Origin of the sequence: Candidatus Accumulibacter sp. ACC012, from assembly GCF_907163155.1 — a bacterium.
Classification (GTDB): domain Bacteria; phylum Pseudomonadota; class Gammaproteobacteria; order Burkholderiales; family Rhodocyclaceae; genus Accumulibacter; species Accumulibacter delftensis.
In genome coordinates this window covers 347,783-370,591 of record NZ_CAJQUC010000022.1, presented here as the reverse complement: position 1 = coordinate 370,591, position 22,809 = coordinate 347,783, and the positions used below count along the sequence as shown (strand labels likewise).

Genomic DNA, 22,809 nt, shown 5'->3' with positions numbered 1-22,809 from the left:
TTGTCAATGAAAGACCCTACCCGGCAGGCAGGTGACTGATTCCCTCGGTGATGGCATGATTCGCCAGTGCCGTGGCCCGCGCATGGTCGCGAGCGACACGCACGCTGGACGATGGCTTGATGTCAAAATCGCGTACGCGACTCACGAACCCCCTTCTCGCCCCTGCGGGAGAAGCTCCGGAAAAGAGGAAAGCGGTCATCTCATGACCGTGGGACGATGAAACAGGAAAGCGACAGGAAAGCGATATGGCAGTGATCAGCACCAGCTCCCGGCGTTCGCCCGGGCAACGCCTGGCGGCTTTCTTCGAGTTGTGCAAGCCGCGCGTCAACAGCCTGATCGTGTTCACGGCGATGATCGGCATGTTTCTGGCCGCGCCGTCCTTCCCACCGTTCGGGCTGTTTGTTGCCGCCTCGGTCGGCATCGCCCTGGTCGCCGGTGCGGCCGCCGCAATCAACTGCCTGATCGAGCAGGAAATCGATGCCCGCATGGCGCGAACGCGCGCCCGCCCGACAGCGCGTGGCGAAGTATCGGCAAGGGAGACGCTGACCCTGGCCACCCTGGTCGGCGGCCTGGGTTTGTGGATCCTGCACGCCTTCGTAAATCCGCTCACCATGTGGCTGACATTGGCCACCTTTTTCGGCTATGCGGTGATCTACACGGTGGTGCTGAAACCGGCAACACCGATGAACATCGTCATCGGCGGCGCCTCCGGCGCCATGCCGCCGCTGCTCGGCTGGGCGGCAATCACCGGCCAGGTCGGCGCCGAAGCGCTGGTGCTGTTTCTGATCATTTTCATCTGGACGCCACCACATTTCTGGGCGCTGGCCTGTTACCGCTGCGCAGACTACGCCAAGTCCGGCCTGCCGATGCTGCCGGTCACCCACGGCATCCGCCTGACCTGCCTGCACAGCCTGCTGTACGTGGTGATGCTCACCGGCGCGACCATCCTCCCCTATACGCTCGGCATGAGTGGCCCCTGGTATCTGGCGGCAGCACTGATTCTCGACGGCGTTTTCCTCGTCTACAGCGTCACTCTCTGGCGAGACTACAGCGACAAGCTGGCAAGGCTGACCTTTCGCTATTCAATCATTTATCTGACCCTGCTGTTCACCGCGCTGCTCGCCGATCACTTCCTGCGCTGATCGATCAGGCGTCAAGCGCCGCCAGCAGCTTGTCGTGAATGCCGCCAAAACCGCCGTTGCTCATCACCAGCACTTGGTCTCCGGCGCGTGCGGCGCCAGCAATCTGCGCCACCAGCTGCGCCAGATCGTCTTCGACGATGGCTTTCTCGCCTAGCGGGGCGAGCACTTCGGCGGCATCCCAACCGAGATTCGCCGCATAACAGAAAACTCGGTCGGCGTCAGTCAGGCTGGCTGGCAGCAAGGCCTTCATCACGCCCAGCTTCATGGTGTTCGAGCGCGGTTCGAGAACGGCCAGAATGCGCGCGCCCCCCACCTTGCGCCGCAAACCGCCGAGCGTTGTCGCGATCGCCGTCGGATGGTGCGCAAAATCGTCGTAGACCTCGACGCCGCGAACCCTACCGCGCAGCTCCATACGCCGCTTGACGTTTTCGAACGTCGCCAGTGCCGCCAGGGCCTGCGCGAACGGCACCCCGACGTGCCTGGCGGCCAGCAGGGCGGCGAGCGCGTTGAGCCGATTGTGCGCGCCGCTCAGCCCCCATTGCACGCTGCCAAGTGCTTGCTCGCCCTGCCACAGCTGCAGTGAGCCGGTTGCGTCATCGCCATCGGCATGCCAGCCTTGCGGGTCGTTGAAACGTTCGACCGGCGTCCAGCATCCGCGCGCCAGGACACGCTCCAGACTACCCTCGGCGGCATTCGACAGCAGCAGGCCATTGCTCGGCAAGGTGCGCACCAGATGGTGGAACTGCGTCTCGATGGCCGCCAGATCGGAGAAGATGTCGGCATGATCGAACTCGAGATTGTTCAGGATCGCCGTTCGCGGCGAGTAGTGGATGAATTTGGATCGCTTGTCGCAAAAGGCGCTATCGTATTCGTCGGCTTCAATCACAAAGAATGGCGAGTTGCTGTCGTCCCCGGACAGCCGCGCCGAAACGCTGAAGTTCCTCGGCACGCCGCCGATCAGGAAGCCGGGGCTCAGGCCGGCATGCTCGAGAATCCACGCCAGCATGGCAGCCGTCGTGGTCTTGCCGTGCGTCCCGGCGACGGCCAGCACCCAGCGTCCTTTCAGGACATGCTCGGCCAACCATTGCGGCCCCGAGAGATAAGGCAGACCGCGGTTGAGGATCTCCTCAAGCAGCGCATTGCCGCGGGAGATCGCATTGCCAACCAGATAGCAGTCGGGCTCGAAAGCGATTTGTGCCGCAGCGTAGCCTTCGACAAGCTCAATCTGTGCCGCTTCGAGCTGCGTGCTCATCGGTGGGTAGACGCTGCTGTCGCAGCCAGTTACCCGGTGGCCTGCAGCGCGCGCCAGCTGGGCAAGACCACCCATGAAGGTGCCGCAAATGCCGAGTATGTGAATATGCATTTAGCCGATCCAAGTTAGAATTGTGCCGAGGAAGGCGCGATTGTACCTCTGGCGACGCCCCGCCTTCTCCTGCCTTCTCCTGCCTTCACTTGTCTTGCCTGCCCCGACAACGCCGCTACTACCCACCACTACCCCGCTTGCCCTTCGCAACCGCCAAACCCCACCGGAACGCTTTGATGAGCAGCCGACAGGAACGCCAGCGCCCCCCCCAGCAGCGCAGCCATATCGCCAAAATCGCCGCGCGCCTGATGGCCGAAGATGGTATCGCCTCCGCGGCCCTCGCCAAACGCAAGGCGGCGCGCAGCCTCGGCTTGCCGGACAACGCAGCGATGCCCGACGACGCTGAAGTAGAGGCCGAACTGCGAACCTACCAACATCTCTTTCAGGAAGACGAACAAGAGACCAGACGAATGCAGTTGCTGGGCATCGCGGCGCGGCTGATGACCACCGTGCAGCGTTTCAACCCCTACCTCAGCGGTTCGGTGCTCGACGGCACCGCCGGCCGCTATGCCGAGATCGACATTCAGCTGTTCACCGATAGCGCCAAGGATGTCGAGATTTTTCTGCTCAACGAGCGCATCAGCTACCGCCACAACGCGCCGCGCACCGATCGTGCCGAGGCGGTGCTGACCCTGCTCATTGACGGCGTGGTCGCCAACCTGGTGGTCTATCCACGCGATGACGAGCGGGTGAGTTTCAAGACGCGCGACGGCCGCATCCGCGAGCGCGCACGGCTGGCAAAGGTGCACAAACTTCTGGCGCACAAGGGAATGTCTTCAGCATGAGCAAGGGCGGGGGATTTCTGTTCGGGCTTTTTGCCGCTGTCGTCGCCTTACTCGCTGCCGTCTACACCGTTGCGCAACGTTCCGAGACCATCCAGCACGTTTTTGCAACGCTCCCGAGCGACGCCGTCGCGCACTTTTTTGCCAGCACGCTTGCCGACGAGAAAGGTGTACCGCAAGCGCTTTCGCAATGGCGCGGCAAGACCCTGGTGGTCAATTTCTGGGCCACCTGGTGCCCCCCATGCCGCGAGGAAATGCCGGCTTTTTCGCGCCTGCAGCAGGTGCACGCACCTAAAGGAGTGCAATTTGTCGGTATCGCGCTGGATTCCGCCGCCAGCGTACAGGCCTTTTCGGAACGTTATCCAGTCGCCTACCCGTTGTTGATTGGTGGCGCCAAGGGCGTTGAACTGGCCAACCGGTTCGGTAATTCGACGCTCAGCCTTCCCTACACCGTCGTTCTCGATCTAGACGGTGCCGGGCGGCTGCTCCGATTGGGGACCTTGTCGGAGAACGAGCTGGACGATTTTCTCCGCAAGTTGACCGCCGGCTGACGACGAGTTGCTGGACAAAATGTGCCGATTTGCGGCAAACTTGCGGCCATGAAGAGGCAAAAGCACGCTACAGCGGAAAATGACAAGCAGTCGGATTCGCCGCGTCTGCTCGTCCTGCACGGGCCGAATCTCAACCTTCTCGGCAGCCGCGAACCCAAGCATTACGGTTCGACCACTCTCGCCGAGATCAATCTGGCCCTGGCCAAGCGCGCCGAGAGTGCGGGCGTCAACCTGGAGTCCTTTCAGAGCAACCACGAGGGAGCGCTGATCGAGCGTGTGCACGCCGCCGGCCAGCAAGGCGTCGGTTACATGATTGTCAATCCAGCGGCCTACACACACACCAGCGTCGCCCTGCGCGACGCCATTGCCGGTACCGGCATCCCTTTTATCGAAGTCCACCTCTCCAACGTTCACGCACGCGAAGCTTTTCGCCACCACTCGTACTTTTCCGATCTGGCGATTGGCGTCATCACCGGCCTTGGCAGCGAGGGTTACCTGCTGGCGCTCGAATACCTGCTGAGCAAGGTTTCTGCTGAGTGAGTCTTCAAGCAACACCTTGTCAGGCGATCGTGGCCCCTGGCCGCGAAAGAGTATCTTCATCCGGAGAGCATTAATGGATCTACGCAAGTTAAAGAAGCTGATCGATCTCGTCGAGGAGTCGAGCATCACCGAACTCGAGATCAACGACGCCGAGGAAAAGGTCCGCATCGTAAAAAACGGCGGCGCCATGGCTCATCAGGCCTACGCGCTATCGATGGCCACCCCGGCGCAGATGATGGCCGCCGCACCGGCAACGGTCACCATCACCCCGACTGACGAACCGACGCTTCCCGAAGGCGATGTCGTCAAGGCACCGATGGTCGGCACTTTCTACCGCGCAGCCAGTCCGGGGGCTGACGCCTTTGTCCAGGTGGGCAGCGTCGTCAAAGCCGGCGAGACGCTGTGCATCATTGAAGCAATGAAATTGCTCAACGAGATTGAAACCGATCGCGCAGGTACGGTGAAGGCCATTCTGGTCGAGAATGGCGAGCCCGTCGAATACGGCGAGCCGCTATTCGTTATCGGCTAAGGGGAGTCTTCCGTCATGTTCGGAAAAGTCCTTATCGCCAATCGCGGCGAAATCGCACTCCGTATCCAGCGCGCCTGCCGCGAACTCGGCATCAAGACCGTCGTTGTGCACTCGGAGGCCGATCGCGACGCCAAGTACGTCAGACTCGCCGATGAATCGGTGTGCATCGGTCCGCCACCTTCGGCGCTCAGCTACCTGAACATTCCGTCGATCATTTCGGCGGCCGAAGTCACTGATTCAGAAGCCATTCACCCCGGCTACGGTTTTCTTTCGGAAAACGCGGATTTTGCCGAGCGCGTGGAATCTTCAGGCTTTGTTTTCATTGGCCCGCGCCCGGAAACCATCCGCCTGATGGGCGACAAGGTCTCCGCCAAGGAGGCCATGCGCGCAGCCGAGGTTCCCTGTGTTCCTGGTTCGCTAGGTGTCTTGCCGGAAGATCCGAGAGAAATCCTGCGCCTGGCCAAGGAAGTCGGCTACCCGGTAATCGTCAAGGCGGCCGGTGGTGGGGGTGGCCGTGGCATGCGCGTCGTGCACACCGAAGCGGCACTGGCCAACGCCGTCACCATGACCCGCACCGAGGCTCAGAATTTCTTCGGCAATCCGAATGTTTATCTTGAAAAATACCTGGAGAATCCACGCCACATCGAAATCCAGGTGCTTGCCGACAGTTTCCGTAACGCAGTCTTCCTCGGCGAACGTGATTGCTCCATGCAGCGTCGTCATCAGAAGATCATCGAGGAAGCGCCTGCTCCCGGCATAGCCGCCCGCCACATCACCCGCATCGGCGAGCGTTGTGCCGAAGCCTGTCGGCGCATCAACTATCGGGGCGCCGGAACCTTCGAATTCCTCTTCGAAAATGGCGAATTTTATTTCATCGAGATGAACACCCGAATTCAGGTCGAACATCCGGTCACCGAGTTGATCAGTGGCATCGATCTGGTCGCCGAGCAGATCCGTATTGCCGACGGCGAGCGACTGCGCTTCAAGCAGCGTGATCTGGCTTTCCGCGGCCACGCCATCGAATGCCGAATCAACGCCGAAGACCCGTTCACCTTCGTTCCTTCACCCGGAAAAATCAGCGTCTATCACCCGCCCGGCGGGCCCGGTATCCGCGTGGACTCGCATATTTATCAGGGCTACACGGTGCCATCGCACTACGATTCGATGGTCGCCAAGGTGATTTCCTACGGCGACACTCGCGACCAGGCGATTCGCCGCATGCGCACGGCACTTTCGGAAATGAGCATCGAAGGCATCAAGACCAACATCGCCCTGCATCAGGAACTGATGCACGACGCCCGTTTCATGGAGGGAGGAACCAGCATCCACTATCTCGAACAGCGGCTGGCCGCCAAGAACGAGCTCAAGAAGGGCGGCTGAACGGCGCCGATCATCGATGGCCTGGCTATCCCTCAGTATCCAAACCGACTGCCTGCACGCGGAGGCGCTGGCCGACGCGCTCCTTGAAGAAGGGGCGCTGGCCGTCAGCATCGAGGATGCCGACGCCGGCACCGCCGACGAAACGCCGCAATTCGGCGAGCCCGGATCGATCACCCGCCCTGGCTGGAAGCGCTCGCGCGTCATCGCCCTGCTCAAGCCGGACACCGATGGCGCGCGACTGGTCAGCATCTGCGCCGAGCGGGCCGGCCTCGACGAGGCAGCGTTTTTTTCCCAGGAAGAAGTCGCCGAGCAGGACTGGGTGCAGGTCACGCAGGCGCAATTCGAACCGATTCGCATCTCGGGGCGTTTGTGGATCGTTCCCTCATGGCACGACGCACCCGATCCGGAAGCCATTGTTCTGGTGCTCGATCCCGGAATGGCCTTCGGCACCGGTTCGCACCCCACCACGCGTCTGTGCCTGGAGTGGCTCGAACGCTGCGTTATGCCGGCAAGCTCGGTCCTCGACTACGGCTGCGGTTCCGGCATCCTGGCCATTGCCGCGGCCCGCCTCGGCGCCAACGACGTGCTGGGGGTGGACATTGACCCACAGGCCGTGCTGGCATCGGTCAGCAACGCCGAGCGCAATGGCGTCGCGGTGCGCTTCCAGGACTCGGAACACGAACTGCAGGGGCAATTCGACATCGTCGTCGCCAATATCCTGGCCAATCCGCTGCAAGTGCTGGCACCCGCGATTTGCGGGCATGTGCGTCGCGGCGGTCGCCTGGCTCTGTCCGGAATCCTCGCCGAGCAGACCGAGCAGCTGGTCGCCGCTTATGCGCCCTACCTGGTGCTGCGCGTCGCCGACACCCGCGATGGCTGGGTGTGCCTGGCCGGCATAAAGGACTAGCCGATGAAAACCTGCTGCCCGGACTGCCAGACGATTTTTCGCGTCACCTCTGAGCAACTCAAAGCGCGTGCCGGGAAAGTCCGTTGCGGGCAATGCCGACGGGTTTTCAACGCTCTGGACAGCCTGCTCGACGACGCCGAAGCAATCATCCGTGCACCGCTCCCGACGCCGGCGGATACTCCGTTCGCATCAGAAACACTGCTCCACAGGGAAACCCCGTCGCGAACGCAGGACTTTCTCTCCACCCGGACACCGCGGCCGCCGAACAGCGAGGAAGGGGCGCCGCCGACCCCAGCCGTCGCCATGCTGCTGCGCGAAGGGATGGACGCTGACGAGAGCGAAGAAGGCGCAGAAACGGGCGCCGCATACGCCTCCGCGCCGACAAGCTACGAGCCCCTGGGCCGCACCGAGCCTTTCTTCGCTGCACAAGCCCTCGAGCGCAGCGCCGAGCAAACGCACCCTGCTCAGCACCCGGCGCAGCACACCATTCCCGACCCTGTTGCGGCGATGGTGCCCAGCAGCCCGGCAGCCGATGCGCCACCGATCACCGCCGAGCGGGCGGCGACGGTCGCGGAAGTCACCGAAGTCCCGCCAATCGGCGCCGCCGAGCACGGCCTCCGCGCGAGTCAGAACAAGGAAGCGCCGGCTTACGATCGCTGGCTGGAAGGTGCGATAAGTCAGCCCGTCCCCCCGGTCGCCGGCAAGGCGCTGGCCGCGCCCTTCGTGATTGCCATCATCGTCCTGACCCTGACCCTGGTCGGCCAGGCGATTTTTCATTTCCGCGGCGTCATCGCCCTCACCGCCCCCAGCACTCGGCCGGTACTGGCCGCTCTGAGCGCCGCTCTGGGCACTGATATTCCGCTACCGCGAAACGTCGAGCTGGTGAGCATCGAAGCCTCTGACCTGCAGAGCGACCCGGGACGAAACAAGCTGCTGACGCTACAAGCGACGCTGCGCAACCGGGCCGGCTACGCCCAAGCCTACCCGGCGATCGAACTGACGCTCACCGACAACGCCGACAAGGCCATCGTACGGCGCGTTTTCACGGCCGACGAGTACCTTACGCCGGTGCAGTTCGCCGAGAAATCGTTCGCCGCCAACGCCGACGTCGAAGTTCGACTGTGGCTGGAGGCCAATGAGGTCAATGCGGCGGGCTACCGGCTTTACCTCTTTTATCCGTGAGCATTTGTTGATTCACGATTCTCGCGGCAGGCGTCTTTTTTCTTAATCTCGACTCAGCTTCCCGGAAGATCCATGTCGACACTCATTTGCGGCTCAATCGCCTTCGATAACATCATGGTTTTCCATGATCGTTTCAAGAATCACATCCTGCCCGAGCAGATTCACATCCTGAACGTTGCTTTCCTGGTTCCCGAAATGCGCCGCGAGTTCGGTGGCTGCGCCGGCAATATTGCCTACAACCTCAAGCTGCTGAGTGGGGAACCACTGATCATGGCCACCGTCGGCGACGACGCCGACTCGTATCTGCTGCGCCTGGACGATCTTGGCCTGTCACGGGCACACGTGCGCCGGATTGCCGGCAGCTTCACCGCCCAGGCATTCATCACCACCGACCTCGACGACAACCAGATCACCGCCTTCCACCCCGGCGCAATGAGCTACTCGCACCTCAATCAGGTCGCCGACGTAGCTGCCGCGACCCTCGCGATTGTCGCTCCCGACGGCCGCGACGGCATGCTGCAGCACGCGCAAGACCTCGCAGCGGCCGGTATCCCCTTCGTTTTCGATCCCGGCCAGGGACTGCCGATGTTCTCCGGTGACGAGCTGATGAACTTCATGCGCCTGGCCACCTATGCCTGCTTCAACGATTACGAAGCGAAGCTGCTCTGCGACCGCAGCAATCGCTCGATCGAACGACTCGCCGACGAGGTCGAAGCGCTTATCGTCACCCTTGGTGGCGAAGGCTCGCGGATTTACAGCAAGGGCGTCTGCCATGAGATTCCCTGTGTTCAGGCCGCTACCGTCGTCGACCCCACCGGCTGCGGTGATGCCTACCGCTCAGGGCTGCTGTACGGAATTGTCGCCGGCTGGGACTGGCAGAAAACGGGTCGGCTTGCTGCCGTCATGGGCGCCATCAAGATCGCTCATCGCGGCGGGCAGAACCATCGCCCGACGCGCAAGGACATCGCCGATCATTTTTCCAGCGCTTTTGGCAGCCGCCCCTGGTAAGCGCTTGGCCGTAAGGGGGCTTCTGGTTTCGAGGCCGACGCCAGTACGCATTCCGGCAGCAATTCCTGCACCGCTGCCCGGAGCGGCCTGAGCAAGCGCCTCAGCAAGCCTGCAATTTCCCTGCTAATTCAGCTTGCACTCGTTGGCCAGAGGGCGGCCGGTCCCGGCATCCATCAGGACGCTCTTCCAGGGCAGATCGATCCACAGCAGGCCATTCTGCCGGTCCTCGTAGCGCGGCAGGCCCGAGCTCGAATCGTAGCGCCGCAAGGTTCGCTGCTTGCCCTGCCAGTCAAGCTCGATGACGCGAGGGTCTTGTGTATCGCGCCGCACCAGGACGCTGCGGCCGAGCTCACAGAGGTACACCCCGCTGCCAAGCGGAATCTGCAGCTGCCCGTTCTCGCTGGTGATACCCGGTTGCGCGACGGGAACGATCGACGACGGCTGCTGGAAGAAGGGGAAGACGCAGCCGGCGAGGACTATCGGCAGGATGGCGATGCTGAGAATGACGGAGCGCTGCACTGGCACGCGGAAACCTCGAATCATTGAAGATGGAAAGGGACAGAAAACAGCATGACAGGTTTCTGGCAAACGACAAAATCCGCAGGCAGCTCGCGCCATGGCTTGCACCAGAGCGCCACAACAAACGACCGTGTGCAGCGGTTGACAGGGCTGCCGGGGCCAGAGACACTCTGCCCGGTATGCATAGCCCCCCACCATTTCCCGCTCATTGCGGCGCGCATTCCCTCGCGTATTTTCTTGCTGATCTCGCCCGACGATGAATGAACGAGACGCCCTGCTGACCACTGCGGTTCGCGCTATCGAAACCGTCGACGGGGACCGGGAAAGCTGGACTGACGAAGACCGTTCGTGGTCCACCCGGGCCGCTGCAGAAGCCGTCGGTGAAGGCGCCACGCCTACCGTTTTCGTCGCCTGCCGCGCCCGGTTTGCGGTCGATCGTTTGCGGCCCCGTGATCCCGGCTTCGTTCGCATCGTCGACGGCCTGCTGTGGCGTAGCTGGATTGGCGCCCTGCTGATGATCCTGTCGTTTGCCGCTGGGCTGCTCATCGATCGCATCGGATCCGGCCAGAGCATCAACCTGCTGGCGCCACCGGTGCTCGGCTTGCTGACCTGGAATCTGGCGGTCTACCTGTTGATTCTCGTCAGCAGCTTGCGCCGCGGCAACAAAGCAAGCAATGAGCCGGGCCCCCTGCGCCGCCTCGTGGTCGGCGGCTTGCTTGGCAGCGGTCGCCGGCTACGGCAACGCGGCGTGGCCATGCCGGCGGCGGTGCTGCCGAAACTGCTCAGCGACTGGAGCCAGATCGCCGCAGCGCTGTACGCAGCACGGGTTGCGCGCCTGTTGCACTTCTCGGCTGCGCTGCTTGCCACCGGCATCATCAGCGGACTGTACCTGCGTGGACTCGCTTTCGAGTATCGCGCCGGCTGGGAAAGCACTTTTCTTGACGCCGAAGCGGTGCACCGCCTGCTCAGCGTGCTGCTGGCGCCCGGGCTGTGGTTCACCGGCAGCGTCCTCCCCGACGTCGACGGACTGGCCGCCATCCGCTTCGGCGTCTTGCCGGCCACCGAAAATGCCGCACCGTGGCTGCATCTGCTGGCTGCAACGCTATTCATCGTCGTCATTGTGCCGCGCCTCGTGCTCGGCACTGCCAGCGCACTGCTCGAACGGCGGCGCAGCGCCCGCCTGCTCGACGACTTTACCAACCCCTATTATCAGCGCCTGCTGCACGGCTACCACGCCGGACCGGTTCACCTGAGCGTCATCCCCTACAGCTATCATCCGGCTGCAGCCACGATGACCGGACTGCGACGCCTACTCGGGCGAGTCTTCGGGGACAATGCACAACTCGACTGGGCGACGCCGGTGAGCTATGGCGAAGAAGAAGCGCTCGCCGCCGCCAGCCAAACCGACAGTCGCGGTCCGCGCGTCGCGCTGTTCAGCCTGGTCGCCACCCCGGAGCGCGAAACCCAGGGCGCCTTCATTCGCGCCGTGCGCACCCTGGCGGGTGCCGGGCCAGTCCTGGTGCTCGTTGATGAGGCGCCGTGGCACGCCCGCTTCGACCCAGATCCACGACGCCTCGAACAGCGCCGTGCGGCCTGGCGAGCCGAGCTCACTGATCTCGCCGAGCTCGGCCTCATCCCGGTTTTTCTTGATCTCGCGCAGCCCGACCTGAGCGCCGCGCAGGACGACATCGAACGCCGTCTGGAGGGCTCTGCATGAGCGAAGGTCGTATTTCTCTATCGCTGATATCGCATACCAATGCCGGCAAGACGACCCTGGCACGGACGCTGCTCGGCTACGACGTAGGCGAAGTACGCGACGCGGCGCACGTCACCATCGACGTCAACGCCTACTCGCTGATCAGCACGCCCGCGGGCGACGAACTAACGCTCTGGGATACGCCCGGATTTGGCGACAGCGCCCGCCTCGCGAAGCGACTGCGCCAGCAAGGCAACCCCATCGGCTGGTTCGTCGGGCAAGTCTGGGATCGTTTTCGTGATCGCTCGATGTGGTTCACGCAGCAGGCGGTGAGCAATGTCCGCGACCAGGCCGACGTCGTCCTCTATCTGGTCAATGCCTCGGAAGAGCCGACCGACGCCGGTTACCTGGAACCCGAGCTGGCGGTTCTCGAGTGGATCGGCAAACCGGTCATCGTCCTCCTCAACCAGACCGGTCGCTCGCGGCCAGCCGCCGAGGAAGCGGTCGAACACGAGCGCTGGCGCAAGCTGCTGGCCAACTATCAAGTCGTCCGCTCGGTGCTGCCGCTGGACGCTTTTGCGCGCTGCTGGGTGCAGGAGATCACCCTGCTGCAGGAAGTCGGCAAGATCCTGCCGGCCCAACGTGGGGAGGCCTACACACGCCTGGTCGGTGCCTGGCAGCTGCACCGCGAGCGGCAGTTCGAAGCCGCGATGGCGGTGTTGGCCGAAACACTGGCGCGCGCCGCTCTGGATCTCGAGACACTGCCGGAAACGCGCCTCACGGGAACGCTGCGCGACCTCAAGCGAGCACTGGGTGTCGGCCGCGATGCCCATGCCGGCGACGCCGCCGCCAAGGACGACAAAGCACACGCCGTGCAGGCGCTTGGTGCGCGGATCGACGCCGATCTGCAGGCCGGCCTCGACCGCTTGATCGCCATTCACGAACTCGAAGGCCACGCCAGCGACGAACTGCTGCGGCGCATCGCGCTGACGGTGAGTGTCGAAGCGCCGGTGAACGAACGCAAGGCGGCGCTGATGAGCGGCGCGGTGTCCGGTGCGCTGACCGGTCTCGGGGTCGACATCGCGCACGCCGGGCTGACACTCGGCGCGGGCGTGATTACCGGCGCCGTCGTCGGCGCTCTCGGCGGCGCCGGGATAGCACGCGGCGTGAATATGGCGCGCGGCCGACGCGGCACGACCCTGCGCTGGGACGACAGCTTCCTCTGCGAACTGGTCGTCAGCTCGCTATTGCGCTACCTGGCCGTCGCCCATTACGGCCGCGGACGCGGCCAGTGGCGAGAGACCGAGTACCCGGCGTTCTGGCCGCCACTGGTGAGCCGGGCCGTCACCACTGCCAAGGCAGCCCTGGTCGCCACCTGGTCGGGCCGCGAGGGCAGGCGCGTAAATGGTGCCGCCAGCGGTGGCGTCGCTCCAGGCGGCCCGGACACGAGCACCGTCGCCACGGCGGCCAGGCCGCTGCTCACCGAGCTCACCCGCCAGCTGCTCGCCGAGCTTTACCCCGGCCAGCCGGGCTGACGGAGGAACGAACATGGAATGGATCGCCCTGCTGGTCGCCGGTGTTTTCGAATGGGGCTGGCCGGTCGGGCTGAAGCTCGGCTGGTCGGAGAGCGGCGCCCTGTGGGGCTGGCTGGCCTTCGCGGCGGTGAGCATGGCCGCCAGTGGCGCCTTGCTGCTCATCGCGCAACGGCGGATTCCGATGGGCACCGCCTACGCCGTATGGACAGGCATCGGCGCCGTCGGCACTTTTTTCCTCGGCATCCTCCTTTTGGGCGAGGCGGCAACAGTCGAGCGCTTTTTCTGCGTTGGCCTGATTGTCGCCGGCATCGTCGGCCTCAAGCTCGCTTCGAAATAGGCGCACAGACCATGGACTGGATCGCACTGCTCGCCGCCGGCATTTTCGAGTGCGGCTGGCCGCTGGGGCTCAAACTCGGGCAGAGCGAGCGCGGCACGCACCGGGGATGGATCGCCTTCGCTGGCGTCTGCATGGCCACCAGCGGCGCACTGCTGCTCTACGCGCAGCTGAGCATCCCGATGGGCACCGCCTACGCCGTGTGGACCGGCATCGGCGCTGTCGGCACCTTCGCGCTCGGCATCGTGGTGTTCAAGGACGCTGCAACGCTGGCTCGTTTCTTCTGCATCGGACTGATCGTCGCCGGCATTCTTGGTCTGAAGCTGGTCGCCTAGCGCGGCGCAGGCGCGCGCACGCAATCAGGCGGACGCCCGCTTTCGCGATCACGGCGAACGGATTTATTGCACGCATGCAGCGCCCCGACAGGCGATAATGCAGCAGGTGTTTTCAACGCGCTGGTCTGCCCTCCGACAAGCTGCTTTGCGCCGTAACCAACAGGCAGACCCATGCACCGCACAATCTTCACCACCCCGATCGTCAACACCCTGCTGCGCGCCTTCTCGGTGAGCTTCCTGAAGATCACGGGCTGGAAAATCGAGGGCAGTTTGCCGGCTTCCGCCAGCAAGAGCGTGCTGATCGCCGCACCGCATACCAGCAACTGGGACCTGCCCTACACGCTGATGGTCGCCTTCGCTCTGCGGCTCAATATCTACTGGATGGGCAAGGCGCAGATTTTTCGACCACCATTTCGCGGTCTGATGAGCTGGCTCGGCGGCATCCCCGTGGCGCGCGAGACGACCAACAATCTGGTCGCTGCCTCGGCGGCGGCGATCGGCGCTGCCGATGGCCCGGTGCAACTGATAGTCCCGCCCGAGGGAACGCGCAGCAAGACGCGGGAATGGAAGACCGGCTTCTACCACATCGCCGTCACTGCACAGGTACCGATCGTCCTGGCCTACATGGACTACGAGAGGAAGGTCAGTGGCCTCGGAGAAATCTTCGTGCCGACCGGCGACGTCGAGGCCGACATCGCCGCCATCAAGGCTTTCTATGCACCGTTCAAAGGCAAGAACGCCAGCCAGTACCACGCCGACTGATGCCACGGCGCACCGTGCGTCAAGCCGCAGGCGGCGGAACTGACTCGACAGGCGTGGCGGCCTCGGCGGGCTCTAGAGTTTCAGCCGCGGGAACCGGCGCAAGGTGCAGGTCGAGAGCGTAAAACACCGCCAAAGCCGCGTAGGCGTCATTCGCCGCGTAAAGCAACTGGTTTGGCAACAGAGTCTGACGCGCCCAGTTGGACGTCGTGACCGAACGCGATTTCTGCAGGCGCTGTCCGAGGACCATGGCCACCGCCGCTTTCGCGCCAAGCGTCTGGCGAATTCCCTTCCTGCGCAAGGCGTCGGCCAGATCGACCATGGCTCGAATGCGGGCACCAAGCTTGCTCAGCAGCACCGCCCGATCCGACTTGAGCCCGAAGCCGATCTTCACGACCGCCTCTGATTCGACGATGCTCTTGATGAATTCACACGCCGCTTCGCCGTCAACGCGAACGATGAAAGCCTGCTCGCGCAGCGCGAACTGGACGACGTGCGGCCCGCTGGCCGGTTCACCCTTGGCGAAGGTCGGCTTGCTCTCGGTATCGAAGCCAATAAAACCGGCACCCAGTATCGCGCCTCGCGCGGCCTCGAACTGCGCTGGCGTCTTGAGCAGATGAATACGATCAAGGGTCAGGCCGGCAAAAGGCGGGAGCTGCGCAATTTCTTCTCTGGTCGGCCGCTGCGGACCCGTCGCATCTGTCATTTGCTGCATCACTTCGCTGGAGAGAACTAGCTCGTTACCTGCTTACGCCTGCGCGAAAAGCGCAAGCATCAAGGCACGGATTATCGTCGAAAGCGCTGCTTGGTGGAGGGGTGAATCTCCGGTCTCTATCGGCATAACATCCCGAGAGCTCCAACCCCGGCGAAAAGATCCGCAGCCATCCCCGTCTCCACAAGCGCCGGGAGCAGTCCGAAACGGGCAGCACGCAGCCTACCCAAACGACCAACGACGTCCACCACAGCAGGAGTGATCAATGGCCAAGAAGAATGACGGGGTATGCGGATTTCTCCCAAGAATCACCGCACAGAGCCCGCAAGGTACGCTGGAGCGTCTCAAGCTCACTGATCTCAAGCCCACGCAGAACGCCGTCGGCATGGACGAAGGGAACGCCAAGGTAGCGAACATCAAGGAAAAGAGGAACAGCGCGGCCGGAAACGGCTGCATGGGGCAACCTGATCAGCGGAGTTTTACGCCGTGATGGGGAGAACCGTCGTAAAAATCGAATGGGCACCCAATGAGGCGCCCATTTGCTTGTTCTCTTGGCACGCCCGAGACGATTCGAACGTCCGACCCCTGCCTTCGGAGGGCGGGAAAGACGATCCAGTACGGTCCCGTACGGTTGGTAAATGATTGATTTGTTGAGCCGCCTTATCCATTGCAGTCCGACAAAGTCCAGCGTAGAATTTCCGTACAGTTTACGTACGGAAAGCGCCACCATGAATGCAATCGTATCGAAGACAGATCGGGCCAAGCTGCAGGCCAAGCGCGAGCCCTATTGGGCACGCCTCATGGCCGGTGGCTACGTTGGTTTTCGCAAGCTGGATAGCGGGGATGGCACGTGGATTGGGCGTTGGCGAGATGAGGACGGAAAACAGCATTACCGTGCGCTGGGTCACTTCGAGGAGTACGACCACGCCGCCAAAGCTGCCCGCCTCTGGATTGCGCAGAATCAGCAAGGGGCAAACCCCAGGGCGACGACTGTGGAGGCTGCCTGCAAGTCCTACGAAGAAGCTTTGCTCATGGATCAGCGTCGCAACACCGCCAAGGATGTCGAGGGGCGTTTTCGCCGGCTGGTGTATGGCAGCACCTTCGGCAAGATACCTCTTGACAGGCTGAAGGCGACCGACATTCGACGTTGGCTTGCCGCTCAGATACGGCAAGCAGACGATGATGACGATGAAGACTTGAGGCGGGCGAAAGACTCGGCGAACAGGAATCTTGCCAGCCTGAAGGCGGCGCTGAACAGGGCGTTGAGCGATCGTCTGGTGGCCACCGATTCAGGCTGGAAGACGGTGAAGGCGTTTGAAAAAGTCGGTGCTCGCCGAAAAAATGCTTTCTTGAGCATGGAGGCGCGCCTCGCCCTGCTGAGCAAGTGCGGCGACGATCTTCGCCAGTTGGTCAAGGCCATGCTTCTGACCGGTGCTCGTCCCGGGGAACTAGCGACGCTGAACGCCTCCGATTTTGACCGCAAATTCGACGCCGTCACCTTCCGTGGCAAGACGGGCGAACGAACCGTTGCCGTTTCCACTGCAGCCGCAGCGTTTCTGTCGGAATTGGCTAAAGACCGTATTGGAAATGCGCCGATGTTGGCCCCTTCAGCAGGCGGTCGATGGACCAAGGATTCCTGGAAGAAGCCATTCAAGGAAGCCGCACTCGCGGCCGATCTACCGAGCGACGTTGTTCTCTACTCCCTACGTCACACGGCCATATCCGAAATGATCATGGGCGGCATGGATTCCTTCGTGGTCGCCAAGATCACGGGCACGAGTGTGCAGATGATCGAGTCGAATTACGGCCATCTGCGCCACGACAAGGTCCGAGATAAGCTGGATTCGGTCCGAATGTTTTGACGTGCCGTCCAGACGCAGTTGACCTGTGGCCGCCAGAGGCGTCGAGCATCGACTTGGCGAGGCGGCGTGCCTGTCACGAGTAGCTCTTGTAGAACGCCTCGGCCGTGAACTTCACGAACTCCTCGGTCTTCTCCTGACTGCGTGAAATGACCTGCCATGGTTCCAGGCGCGCTATCTCGGTTTGCAGGTCTCTTGCCGTCCTGGCGCTGCAACCAAGGATTATAGTGGTCCCTGGAAATCAGACAGTGGTTTAAGCTGTGCTCGGTCATAGGGAGCAAGAAGCGATGAGTGAAGTAGCGACGCGGAAGGTACATACGCCGGAGTTCAAGGCCAAGGTTGGTCTGGAAGCTGTACGTGGGGTCAAGACGATCAACGAGATTGGGCGGGAGTACGGCGTGCATCCTGTCCAGGTTGGGCAATGGAAGAAGGCCATCCAGGAGAATGCCAAGACGCTGTTTGAAGGTAAGCGCGGCCCCAAGCCAGCGGCGGCGCACCGTGAGCCAGAGCTGTTGTACAGCGAGATCGGCAAGTTGAAGATGGAACTCGACTGGCTCAAAAAAAAGTCTGGGATCAGCCTGCCGTGATACGGCATGGGTGGATCGACCCAGGCGAGCCCGTCGCCGTGGTGCAGCAATGCGCTCTGGCAGGGTTATGCCGAGCCACGGTCTATGCGCAGCGCCGGCCGCCGGTGGTCGATGCCAGCGATCTCGTCCACAGTCGGCTGATCGACGAGGAGTACACGCGGCACCCGTTTTACGGCACCCGCCGGATGGTGATTTTTCTTGCGCAAGCGGGGCACACGGTCAATCGCAAGCGGGTACGACGCCTGATGCGACTGATGGGGCTGTCGGGCATGGCGCCGGGGCCGAACACTAGCCGTCCGCGCCCTGAGCACCCGGTCTATCCGTATCTACTGCGTGGCGTTGCTGTGGTCAGACCCAATCAGGTGTGGAGCACGGACATTACCTACATCCGGCTGGCGCACGGCTTCGCCTACCTGGTCGCAGTGATCGACTGGTACAGCCGCAAGGTGCTCAGCTGGCGGATCAGCAACAGCATGGAAGCGGTGTTCTGTGTCGACTGCCTGGAGGAGGCCCTGCGTAGCCACGGCACGCCAGAAATCTTCAACAGCGATCAGGGCGCGCAGTTCACCAGTGAAGCCTTCACGGGAGTGCTGAAGCGGGAAGGCGTGGTCATCAGCATGGATGGGCGGGGGCGCGTGTTCGACAACATCTTCGTCGAACGGCTCTGGCGCAGCGTCAAGTACGAGGACGTGTACCTGAAGGGATATGCCACCATGGGCGAATTGATGGTCGGCCTCGCCGAGTACTTTGCCTTCTATAACGGCGAGCGTCCGCACCAGTCGCTGGGCAACACGGCACCCGCGGTCGTCTATCGCAATGGCATAGGTGGCGGAGCGTTGATCCTCGACAAGTTTGGCCGCGCGGGTGGGGAATCGCCTGTTCCGCTACGCTCCACAGGCGATTCCCCACCCGCAGAAGCAAAGTCAACGACAGCATCAAAAGCAGAGTCAAAGGCAACACCGGGGCAGCGCCGTCCAGCTGCTAGCGAAGTCAAATGCACAACTTAAAATGAATCGATATTTGTCTTGACTCAGGGGACCACTTTAGATGTCCTGAACCGATCCGGGCGCAACGCCGTCGCACTGGAAGATGTAGGCGAACTCCAGCAACTCCTGGAAGTTGAAGAATTTCTGCTGGTAGTCGTTGGGCGACTGGCTGGCGAAGAAGACCACCACGCCCTTCGAACGTCCCTCGCGGATAATTCGCTGCAGGAACATGTTCTTCTGGCCGAGGTAGTTGTGAGCCTCATCGATGACCAAAATGGTTCGGATCGTTCGACGACCCTCCATCACCGGGCTATCGGGTAGCGTGGTCATTTCCTTGTACAGCCGCTCGATGACGAGGTAGCCTACCAGCTCCTTCAGTACAGGCATCGCGTGCACGTCGATCAACATCGTGCGGTTCGACACTCGCTCCATGGGCGCGGCCTCGTGGCCATGGCGCCAGAATAGATCGAAGTCGGACAGGTCTCGTAGGACCTCGATGAGGCTGTCGTCCTTCTTGCCGTCGTCGTCGTACGCGGCCAGCGCAACTTCCAGAATGTCGGGAAAATCCGGGTAGGGCGTGGCCGAACCTGCTCGCTTGGCATAGGCAGCGCGAATCGCCTCCGTCAGTGCGCCCTTCTGCACGACGCCAAGTTTGCTGTTGATCGAAGCAAAGCTCTCGGCTTTTTCCCGGGCTGAAACGTTGATGGTCTGCTCGTCGTAGTCGGGCAAGATGAAAGGGTTGATCGGCAGACTTTGCCCGCCTTGTAGCAGGCGAAATGGCTGCACCCGGGCCAGTTCCAGGAAGCGCGCGTTGTCAACGACGTCGCCCTTGTAGTCGAAATAGATGAAATTGGTCTGAAAATTCGACTGGATACGGATGTCGGTCAATATCTTCAGCAGGAACTGTGTTTTGCCGACGCCGGGCTTCCCCATGATGGCCAGGTGCGAGTTGGCGTGCTTGGCCGTATTGTTCAATTCCATGACCAGTTCGTTCCGCTGCAACAGCGTTCGCCCGATGAAGATATCGAGGCCGCTGCCGAGTTGCTCGCGTCGGCCGGCGAATTCCACCTCGTCCACCAGTCGGCGAATCAGCGCATCACCGCTGTTGCCCGTCTCATTGAACATCTTTGCCAGCAAGGCCGAGCCACTGTCTATGTGATTCTTGACGATCGATCGATTGGAGAAGAATTCCTCCTCGTTGAAGTCTCGCCTGCCGTAGGTGTGTGCAAGCAACGTGCGCAGAAACACCTCGTCTTCGCCCACGAAGGTCGGCCGCTTCATTTCGCCGCCGGTGAAACTTTGGCTCTGGGTGACCGCCGCGCCGTCTTGCACCAAAGACAGTGTGAAGGCGATCCGCGCCAAGGTTGCCTTTTCCAGCTTGGTTTCGAAACGCAGGGCGCTCAAGACCTCATCGGCCTCGCTCGACGTGTAGAGTCGGTCAGCCATGGCTGTTCTCCCAGAAGTAACCCTCGCGAAAGACTGTCAGCTCCTGTCTCTGGTCGAACTCAAGACAGCCGGCACCGCTCAGTCGCGGCTTCAATGATCGGTAGTAGTTGGTATCTATTTCCGTGTCAGTCGAGAGAATGATCACCTGCTCACCTGCGTTGGGGAAATAGTTGTTCACGATATTGTCACGGTGCGTGCTGTCGAGGCGCGATAGAGGGGTGTCGATAATGATCGGCAGCTTGAGTTCGCTGGTTTGTGCCAACCCCCACAACAGCGAGACCGCAAACACTTCCTTTTCACCCGCCGACAAGGCGGACTTCCGGATTTCGTGGCCGTTACGGTCAGTGATTCGAACCTCGTAGGTCTTGTCGTCGATGGTGATGTCCTTGATCAGGCCACTACGACTGGATAACAGCCGATACATTTCGAAGGTCTTTTCCTGAAGCAAATGCACCTTGTTCTTGCGCAGGCGCACAACGAATTGATTGAGCACACTGGCAATTGCGTCGCATTCTTCGATGAACTCGGCTTTCTCTTTCGATACGTGATGCTTGTCGTAGAGCTTTTCTATTTCCACTTCGATGTGGCCGATTCGCTTGCCGAGCGTCAAGATGTCCTCCTCGACCAAGCGAAGCTGTTCCGTCTTGCGTCCGATCTGTGTAGAGCAGCTTTCCATCGCGCCCTGCAACTCGTCGAAGAGGTCGCGTTCCGTCGCTGTTAGAGCTCCCCCTTGGCCGATGCCTTCGAACTGCCGCTTCAGCGCCTCCAGCCCGTGCGCCTCGTCCAGAAGAGGCTTCAGGAGAAACACGTCGCTTCCCTCCAGAGACTCCATTCGGTTCAACATGCGCGCTGCGTCGCGCTCCGACAGGTCCAGCACCTTGACTACGTCCGACCTTGGGTCGCCCTCCTTAAGTAGTCGGAAGATGCGTCGCTCCAGTTCGGCCATGCGCTCGCCAGACAGCTTCTCGGCGTAGATCGGCTCAGGCTCTTCCACTGCGCGAACGATGCGCTTCGCTAGGACGGCGGCGTTCTCCTTGATGGCTTCACTGCTGGCCGATTCTCGTTCTGCTTCAATCTGCCGTCGCACGCCGTCGAACATCTTCCCAGCAATGCTGAACGGTAGCGCCTTCTCACATAAGCCGCGAATCTCGCTTTCAACCTGCGCGAGTCGGTTGGCCGTCGATAGACGCTTCTTCTCTTGTTCTCGCATCGCTTCCCGCGACTCTGGGGCCGCATGGAACGTCGCCTCAAAGCGCTTCTTTGACTCGTCCAACTGCCCTTTGAATTCGTCAAGCTCCGAACGCAAGCCATCACGTTCCTGATTCTTGCGGGCAAGTTTGCTCTTCTCGCGTTTTAATTCGCTCTGCTTGAATTCCAGGTCTTCGTCCGAAATTTCGACAAAGCCTCTGCGTTCCTCCTGCTTGATGTAGACGATGTCGTTCGCCAGGCGGTTGATGTACTGAATACCCAAGGCCGCCTCAAGCGAAGATTTCAGGCGTACTTCCGAATGATCGTCTGCCGCAATCTCCTGAATCTTCTCGCCATCGAAGAAGAAGAATTGCGTGATTCCCGGCGGAATCGCTGCCCGGATGTAGTTCTGCCAGATCTCCTGGTTCTGCACCGACACCCGCTTGCCATCACGCACCACCACCAAGCGTTCGGTCAGATCGCGCGGCTTGGGCTCGCTTACGACGCCGGCCGTCCACGAGCGCTTGACGACCAACTCCGAGCTGTCATCCATTTCAATGACGATCTCGAAGGCCACGTTGGCATTGCCCTTGGCTTTCTCGCGCCGGTTGACGTTGCGAAAAATCTCATCGGTCTTGCCACCATAGAGGCAGTAGGTGACCGATTCCATGATCGAGGTCTTGCCAGCGCCGTTCATGCCGCCAATCAGAAAGATGCTGCGGCCGTCTTCGCCTGTTGGAAAGACGATCTCGGTCGGAAACTGGAAGGACTTGTAGTTCTCGATGGTGAGCTTGCGAAATTTCATGAGGAATTCCCGGTGAGTTCCCATACGCCCACAGGAGAATCACTACACAACAGACCGTCCCTGATCATGTTAATGCGTTCCTTACTTGCACTGGCCTGCCAAGCGATGCGCTTCGTCCCATCGCGGTTCCCGTGAACAAGTAGGTCTCCAGGAAGAAACTGTTGAGACAGGCTTTTTTCCATCGCGAGTACGACCTCCGTGCGAGTGGCTCGCCCACCGAGTGCTCGTAATGAACTGATGATCTCTCGGCGCAGCTGTGCTCGTGACGTTCTATCTGGTTCGGTTTTCTCGATCTTGTTCTTCGCGATCAAGGACTGCGGCTGGCGTCGCTCGACACGGGATCTTATTTCTCGAATAACGCTGCCAAGTCCCTCGGCCAGTTGAAGCAAGTCTTGAGTTGCCTGATCTTGGACGCCCAGTGCAGCTGCAAGCCTTGTTTTCTCGGCTCGAAAGACGTCGGGAACCTGGATGCCTGCCTTCTCCAAGCGATCGACCGCTCGTGCGATTTCCCTCAGTTGCGCATCCATTTCTAAAGCGGTTGTCGATACAGACTCGGGCGTTTCTTTATCGATGAGTTCCGCCACCCGAAGGCATAGGTCGATCAACTGGGCAGTATTCCTGACGTACTTGGCTACATCCGGGCCATCATTCATCGCGACTCTCC

Annotated in this window: 23 protein-coding genes and 1 pseudogene; 17 read left to right on the top strand and 7 right to left on the bottom strand. The window is 61.6% G+C overall.

What is annotated here, in order from left to right:
* Window positions 1-16: 16 nt before the first annotated feature.
* Entirely contained in the window at window positions 17-145 is a 129-nt protein-coding gene (locus tag QZ648_RS22430) for a hypothetical protein (RefSeq protein ID WP_291998356.1), read from the bottom strand.
* 100 nt (window positions 146-245) lie between these two features.
* Between QZ648_RS22430 and cyoE the strand changes: the two genes are divergently transcribed.
* The gene (cyoE, locus tag QZ648_RS22425) at window positions 246-1,142 is read left to right on the top strand and encodes a heme o synthase (RefSeq protein ID WP_169064946.1); all 897 of its coding nucleotides are present in this window, start codon (window positions 246-248) and stop codon (window positions 1,140-1,142) included.
* 4 nt (window positions 1,143-1,146) lie between these two features.
* Here the strand turns inward: cyoE and mpl are convergent, their stop codons facing one another.
* The gene (gene mpl / locus QZ648_RS22420; RefSeq protein WP_291998355.1) at window positions 1,147-2,505 is read right to left on the bottom strand and encodes a UDP-N-acetylmuramate:L-alanyl-gamma-D-glutamyl-meso-diaminopimelate ligase; all 1,359 of its coding nucleotides are present in this window, start codon (window positions 2,503-2,505) and stop codon (window positions 1,147-1,149) included.
* A gap of 176 nt (window positions 2,506-2,681) precedes the next feature.
* Between mpl and QZ648_RS22415 the strand changes: the two genes are divergently transcribed.
* From QZ648_RS22415 to QZ648_RS22380, 8 genes are all read left to right on the top strand, one after another.
* The gene (locus tag QZ648_RS22415; RefSeq protein ID WP_291998354.1) at window positions 2,682-3,290 is read left to right on the top strand and encodes a hypothetical protein; all 609 of its coding nucleotides are present in this window, start codon (window positions 2,682-2,684) and stop codon (window positions 3,288-3,290) included.
* Complete coding sequence (locus QZ648_RS22410) at window positions 3,287-3,838, top strand: TlpA disulfide reductase family protein (protein ID WP_169064944.1); 552 nt, start codon at window positions 3,287-3,289, stop codon at window positions 3,836-3,838. Before QZ648_RS22415 ends, QZ648_RS22410 begins: the two co-directional genes overlap by 4 nt.
* A 48-nt stretch (window positions 3,839-3,886) precedes the next feature.
* On the top strand, window positions 3,887-4,378 hold the full coding sequence (gene aroQ, locus QZ648_RS22405) for a type II 3-dehydroquinate dehydratase (protein WP_169064943.1): 492 nt from the start codon (window positions 3,887-3,889) through the stop codon (window positions 4,376-4,378).
* 73 nt (window positions 4,379-4,451) lie between these two features.
* On the top strand, window positions 4,452-4,907 hold the full coding sequence (gene accB / locus QZ648_RS22400; RefSeq protein ID WP_169064942.1) for an acetyl-CoA carboxylase biotin carboxyl carrier protein: 456 nt from the start codon (window positions 4,452-4,454) through the stop codon (window positions 4,905-4,907).
* Between the two features lie 15 nt (window positions 4,908-4,922).
* Complete coding sequence (gene accC / locus QZ648_RS22395) at window positions 4,923-6,287, top strand: acetyl-CoA carboxylase biotin carboxylase subunit (protein ID WP_169064941.1); 1,365 nt, start codon at window positions 4,923-4,925, stop codon at window positions 6,285-6,287.
* 16 nt (window positions 6,288-6,303) lie between these two features.
* On the top strand, window positions 6,304-7,194 hold the full coding sequence (gene prmA / locus QZ648_RS22390; RefSeq protein ID WP_169064940.1) for a 50S ribosomal protein L11 methyltransferase: 891 nt from the start codon (window positions 6,304-6,306) through the stop codon (window positions 7,192-7,194).
* Window positions 7,195-7,197: 3 nt separating this feature from the next.
* Complete coding sequence (locus QZ648_RS22385) at window positions 7,198-8,376, top strand: DUF3426 domain-containing protein (RefSeq protein ID WP_291998353.1); 1,179 nt, start codon at window positions 7,198-7,200, stop codon at window positions 8,374-8,376.
* A gap of 72 nt (window positions 8,377-8,448) precedes the next feature.
* Entirely contained in the window at window positions 8,449-9,384 is a 936-nt protein-coding gene (locus QZ648_RS22380) for a carbohydrate kinase family protein (RefSeq protein WP_169064939.1), read from the top strand.
* Between the two features lie 123 nt (window positions 9,385-9,507).
* Here QZ648_RS22380 and QZ648_RS22375 read toward each other — a convergent pair whose 3' ends face one another.
* Window positions 9,508-9,909 (bottom strand): hypothetical protein, encoded by a 402-nt coding sequence (locus QZ648_RS22375; RefSeq protein WP_291998352.1) that lies wholly within the window; start codon window positions 9,907-9,909, stop codon window positions 9,508-9,510.
* A gap of 250 nt (window positions 9,910-10,159) precedes the next feature.
* Between QZ648_RS22375 and QZ648_RS22370 the strand changes: the two genes are divergently transcribed.
* The 5 genes from QZ648_RS22370 (at window position 10,160) to QZ648_RS22350 (ending at window position 14,565) form a co-directional block, all read left to right on the top strand.
* Window positions 10,160-11,620 (top strand): DUF2868 domain-containing protein, encoded by a 1,461-nt coding sequence (locus tag QZ648_RS22370; protein WP_291998351.1) that lies wholly within the window; start codon window positions 10,160-10,162, stop codon window positions 11,618-11,620.
* A complete protein-coding gene (locus QZ648_RS22365) occupies window positions 11,617-13,134 on the top strand; it encodes a DUF3482 domain-containing protein (RefSeq protein ID WP_291998350.1) in 1,518 nt (505 codons plus the stop codon). The genes QZ648_RS22370 and QZ648_RS22365 overlap by 4 nt, the downstream gene beginning before the upstream one ends.
* A 13-nt stretch (window positions 13,135-13,147) precedes the next feature.
* The gene (locus tag QZ648_RS22360) at window positions 13,148-13,471 is read left to right on the top strand and encodes a multidrug efflux SMR transporter (RefSeq protein ID WP_291998349.1); all 324 of its coding nucleotides are present in this window, start codon (window positions 13,148-13,150) and stop codon (window positions 13,469-13,471) included.
* A gap of 11 nt (window positions 13,472-13,482) precedes the next feature.
* Complete coding sequence (locus QZ648_RS22355; protein ID WP_169064934.1) at window positions 13,483-13,803, top strand: multidrug efflux SMR transporter; 321 nt, start codon at window positions 13,483-13,485, stop codon at window positions 13,801-13,803.
* A gap of 171 nt (window positions 13,804-13,974) precedes the next feature.
* Entirely contained in the window at window positions 13,975-14,565 is a 591-nt protein-coding gene (locus QZ648_RS22350) for a 1-acyl-sn-glycerol-3-phosphate acyltransferase (protein WP_169064933.1), read from the top strand.
* A gap of 19 nt (window positions 14,566-14,584) precedes the next feature.
* Here QZ648_RS22350 and QZ648_RS22345 read toward each other — a convergent pair whose 3' ends face one another.
* Window positions 14,585-15,277, bottom strand: a complete 693-nt coding sequence (locus QZ648_RS22345; protein ID WP_291998348.1) for a 3'-5' exonuclease domain-containing protein 2 — start codon at window positions 15,275-15,277, stop codon at window positions 14,585-14,587.
* Between the two features lie 262 nt (window positions 15,278-15,539).
* Here QZ648_RS22345 and QZ648_RS22340 point away from each other — a divergent pair, with 262 nt between their 5' ends.
* The 3 genes and pseudogenes from QZ648_RS22340 to QZ648_RS22330 all read left to right on the top strand — a co-directional run.
* Window positions 15,540-15,764, top strand: coding sequence for a hypothetical protein (locus tag QZ648_RS22340; protein WP_291998347.1), 225 nt, complete (start codon window positions 15,540-15,542; stop codon window positions 15,762-15,764).
* Between the two features lie 238 nt (window positions 15,765-16,002).
* Window positions 16,003-17,136 (top strand): tyrosine-type recombinase/integrase, encoded by a 1,134-nt coding sequence (locus QZ648_RS22335; protein ID WP_291998346.1) that lies wholly within the window; start codon window positions 16,003-16,005, stop codon window positions 17,134-17,136.
* A 284-nt stretch (window positions 17,137-17,420) separates the two neighbouring features.
* Window positions 17,421-18,583 (top strand): annotated as a pseudogene (locus tag QZ648_RS22330) (IS3 family transposase); the annotation flags it as partial.
* 180 nt (window positions 18,584-18,763) lie between these two features.
* On the opposite strand, the gene QZ648_RS22325 reads toward QZ648_RS22330, so the two are convergent.
* From QZ648_RS22325 to QZ648_RS22315, 3 genes are read right to left on the bottom strand one after another with little or no spacing between them, the layout of a single operon-like run.
* Window positions 18,764-20,152: a DndE family protein gene (locus tag QZ648_RS22325; RefSeq protein ID WP_291998345.1), complete on the bottom strand. Its 1,389-nt coding sequence runs from the start codon at window positions 20,150-20,152 to the stop codon at window positions 18,764-18,766.
* Window positions 20,145-22,145 carry a DNA sulfur modification protein DndD gene (gene dndD / locus QZ648_RS22320; protein ID WP_291998344.1) on the bottom strand — a complete coding sequence of 667 codons (2,001 nt, stop codon included), beginning with the start codon at window positions 22,143-22,145 and terminating at the stop codon, window positions 20,145-20,147. The genes QZ648_RS22325 and dndD overlap by 8 nt, the downstream gene beginning before the upstream one ends.
* Window positions 22,142-22,798, bottom strand: coding sequence for a hypothetical protein (locus tag QZ648_RS22315; protein WP_291998343.1), 657 nt, complete (start codon window positions 22,796-22,798; stop codon window positions 22,142-22,144). Before QZ648_RS22315 ends, dndD begins: the two co-directional genes overlap by 4 nt.
* Window positions 22,799-22,809 lie beyond the last annotated feature (11 nt).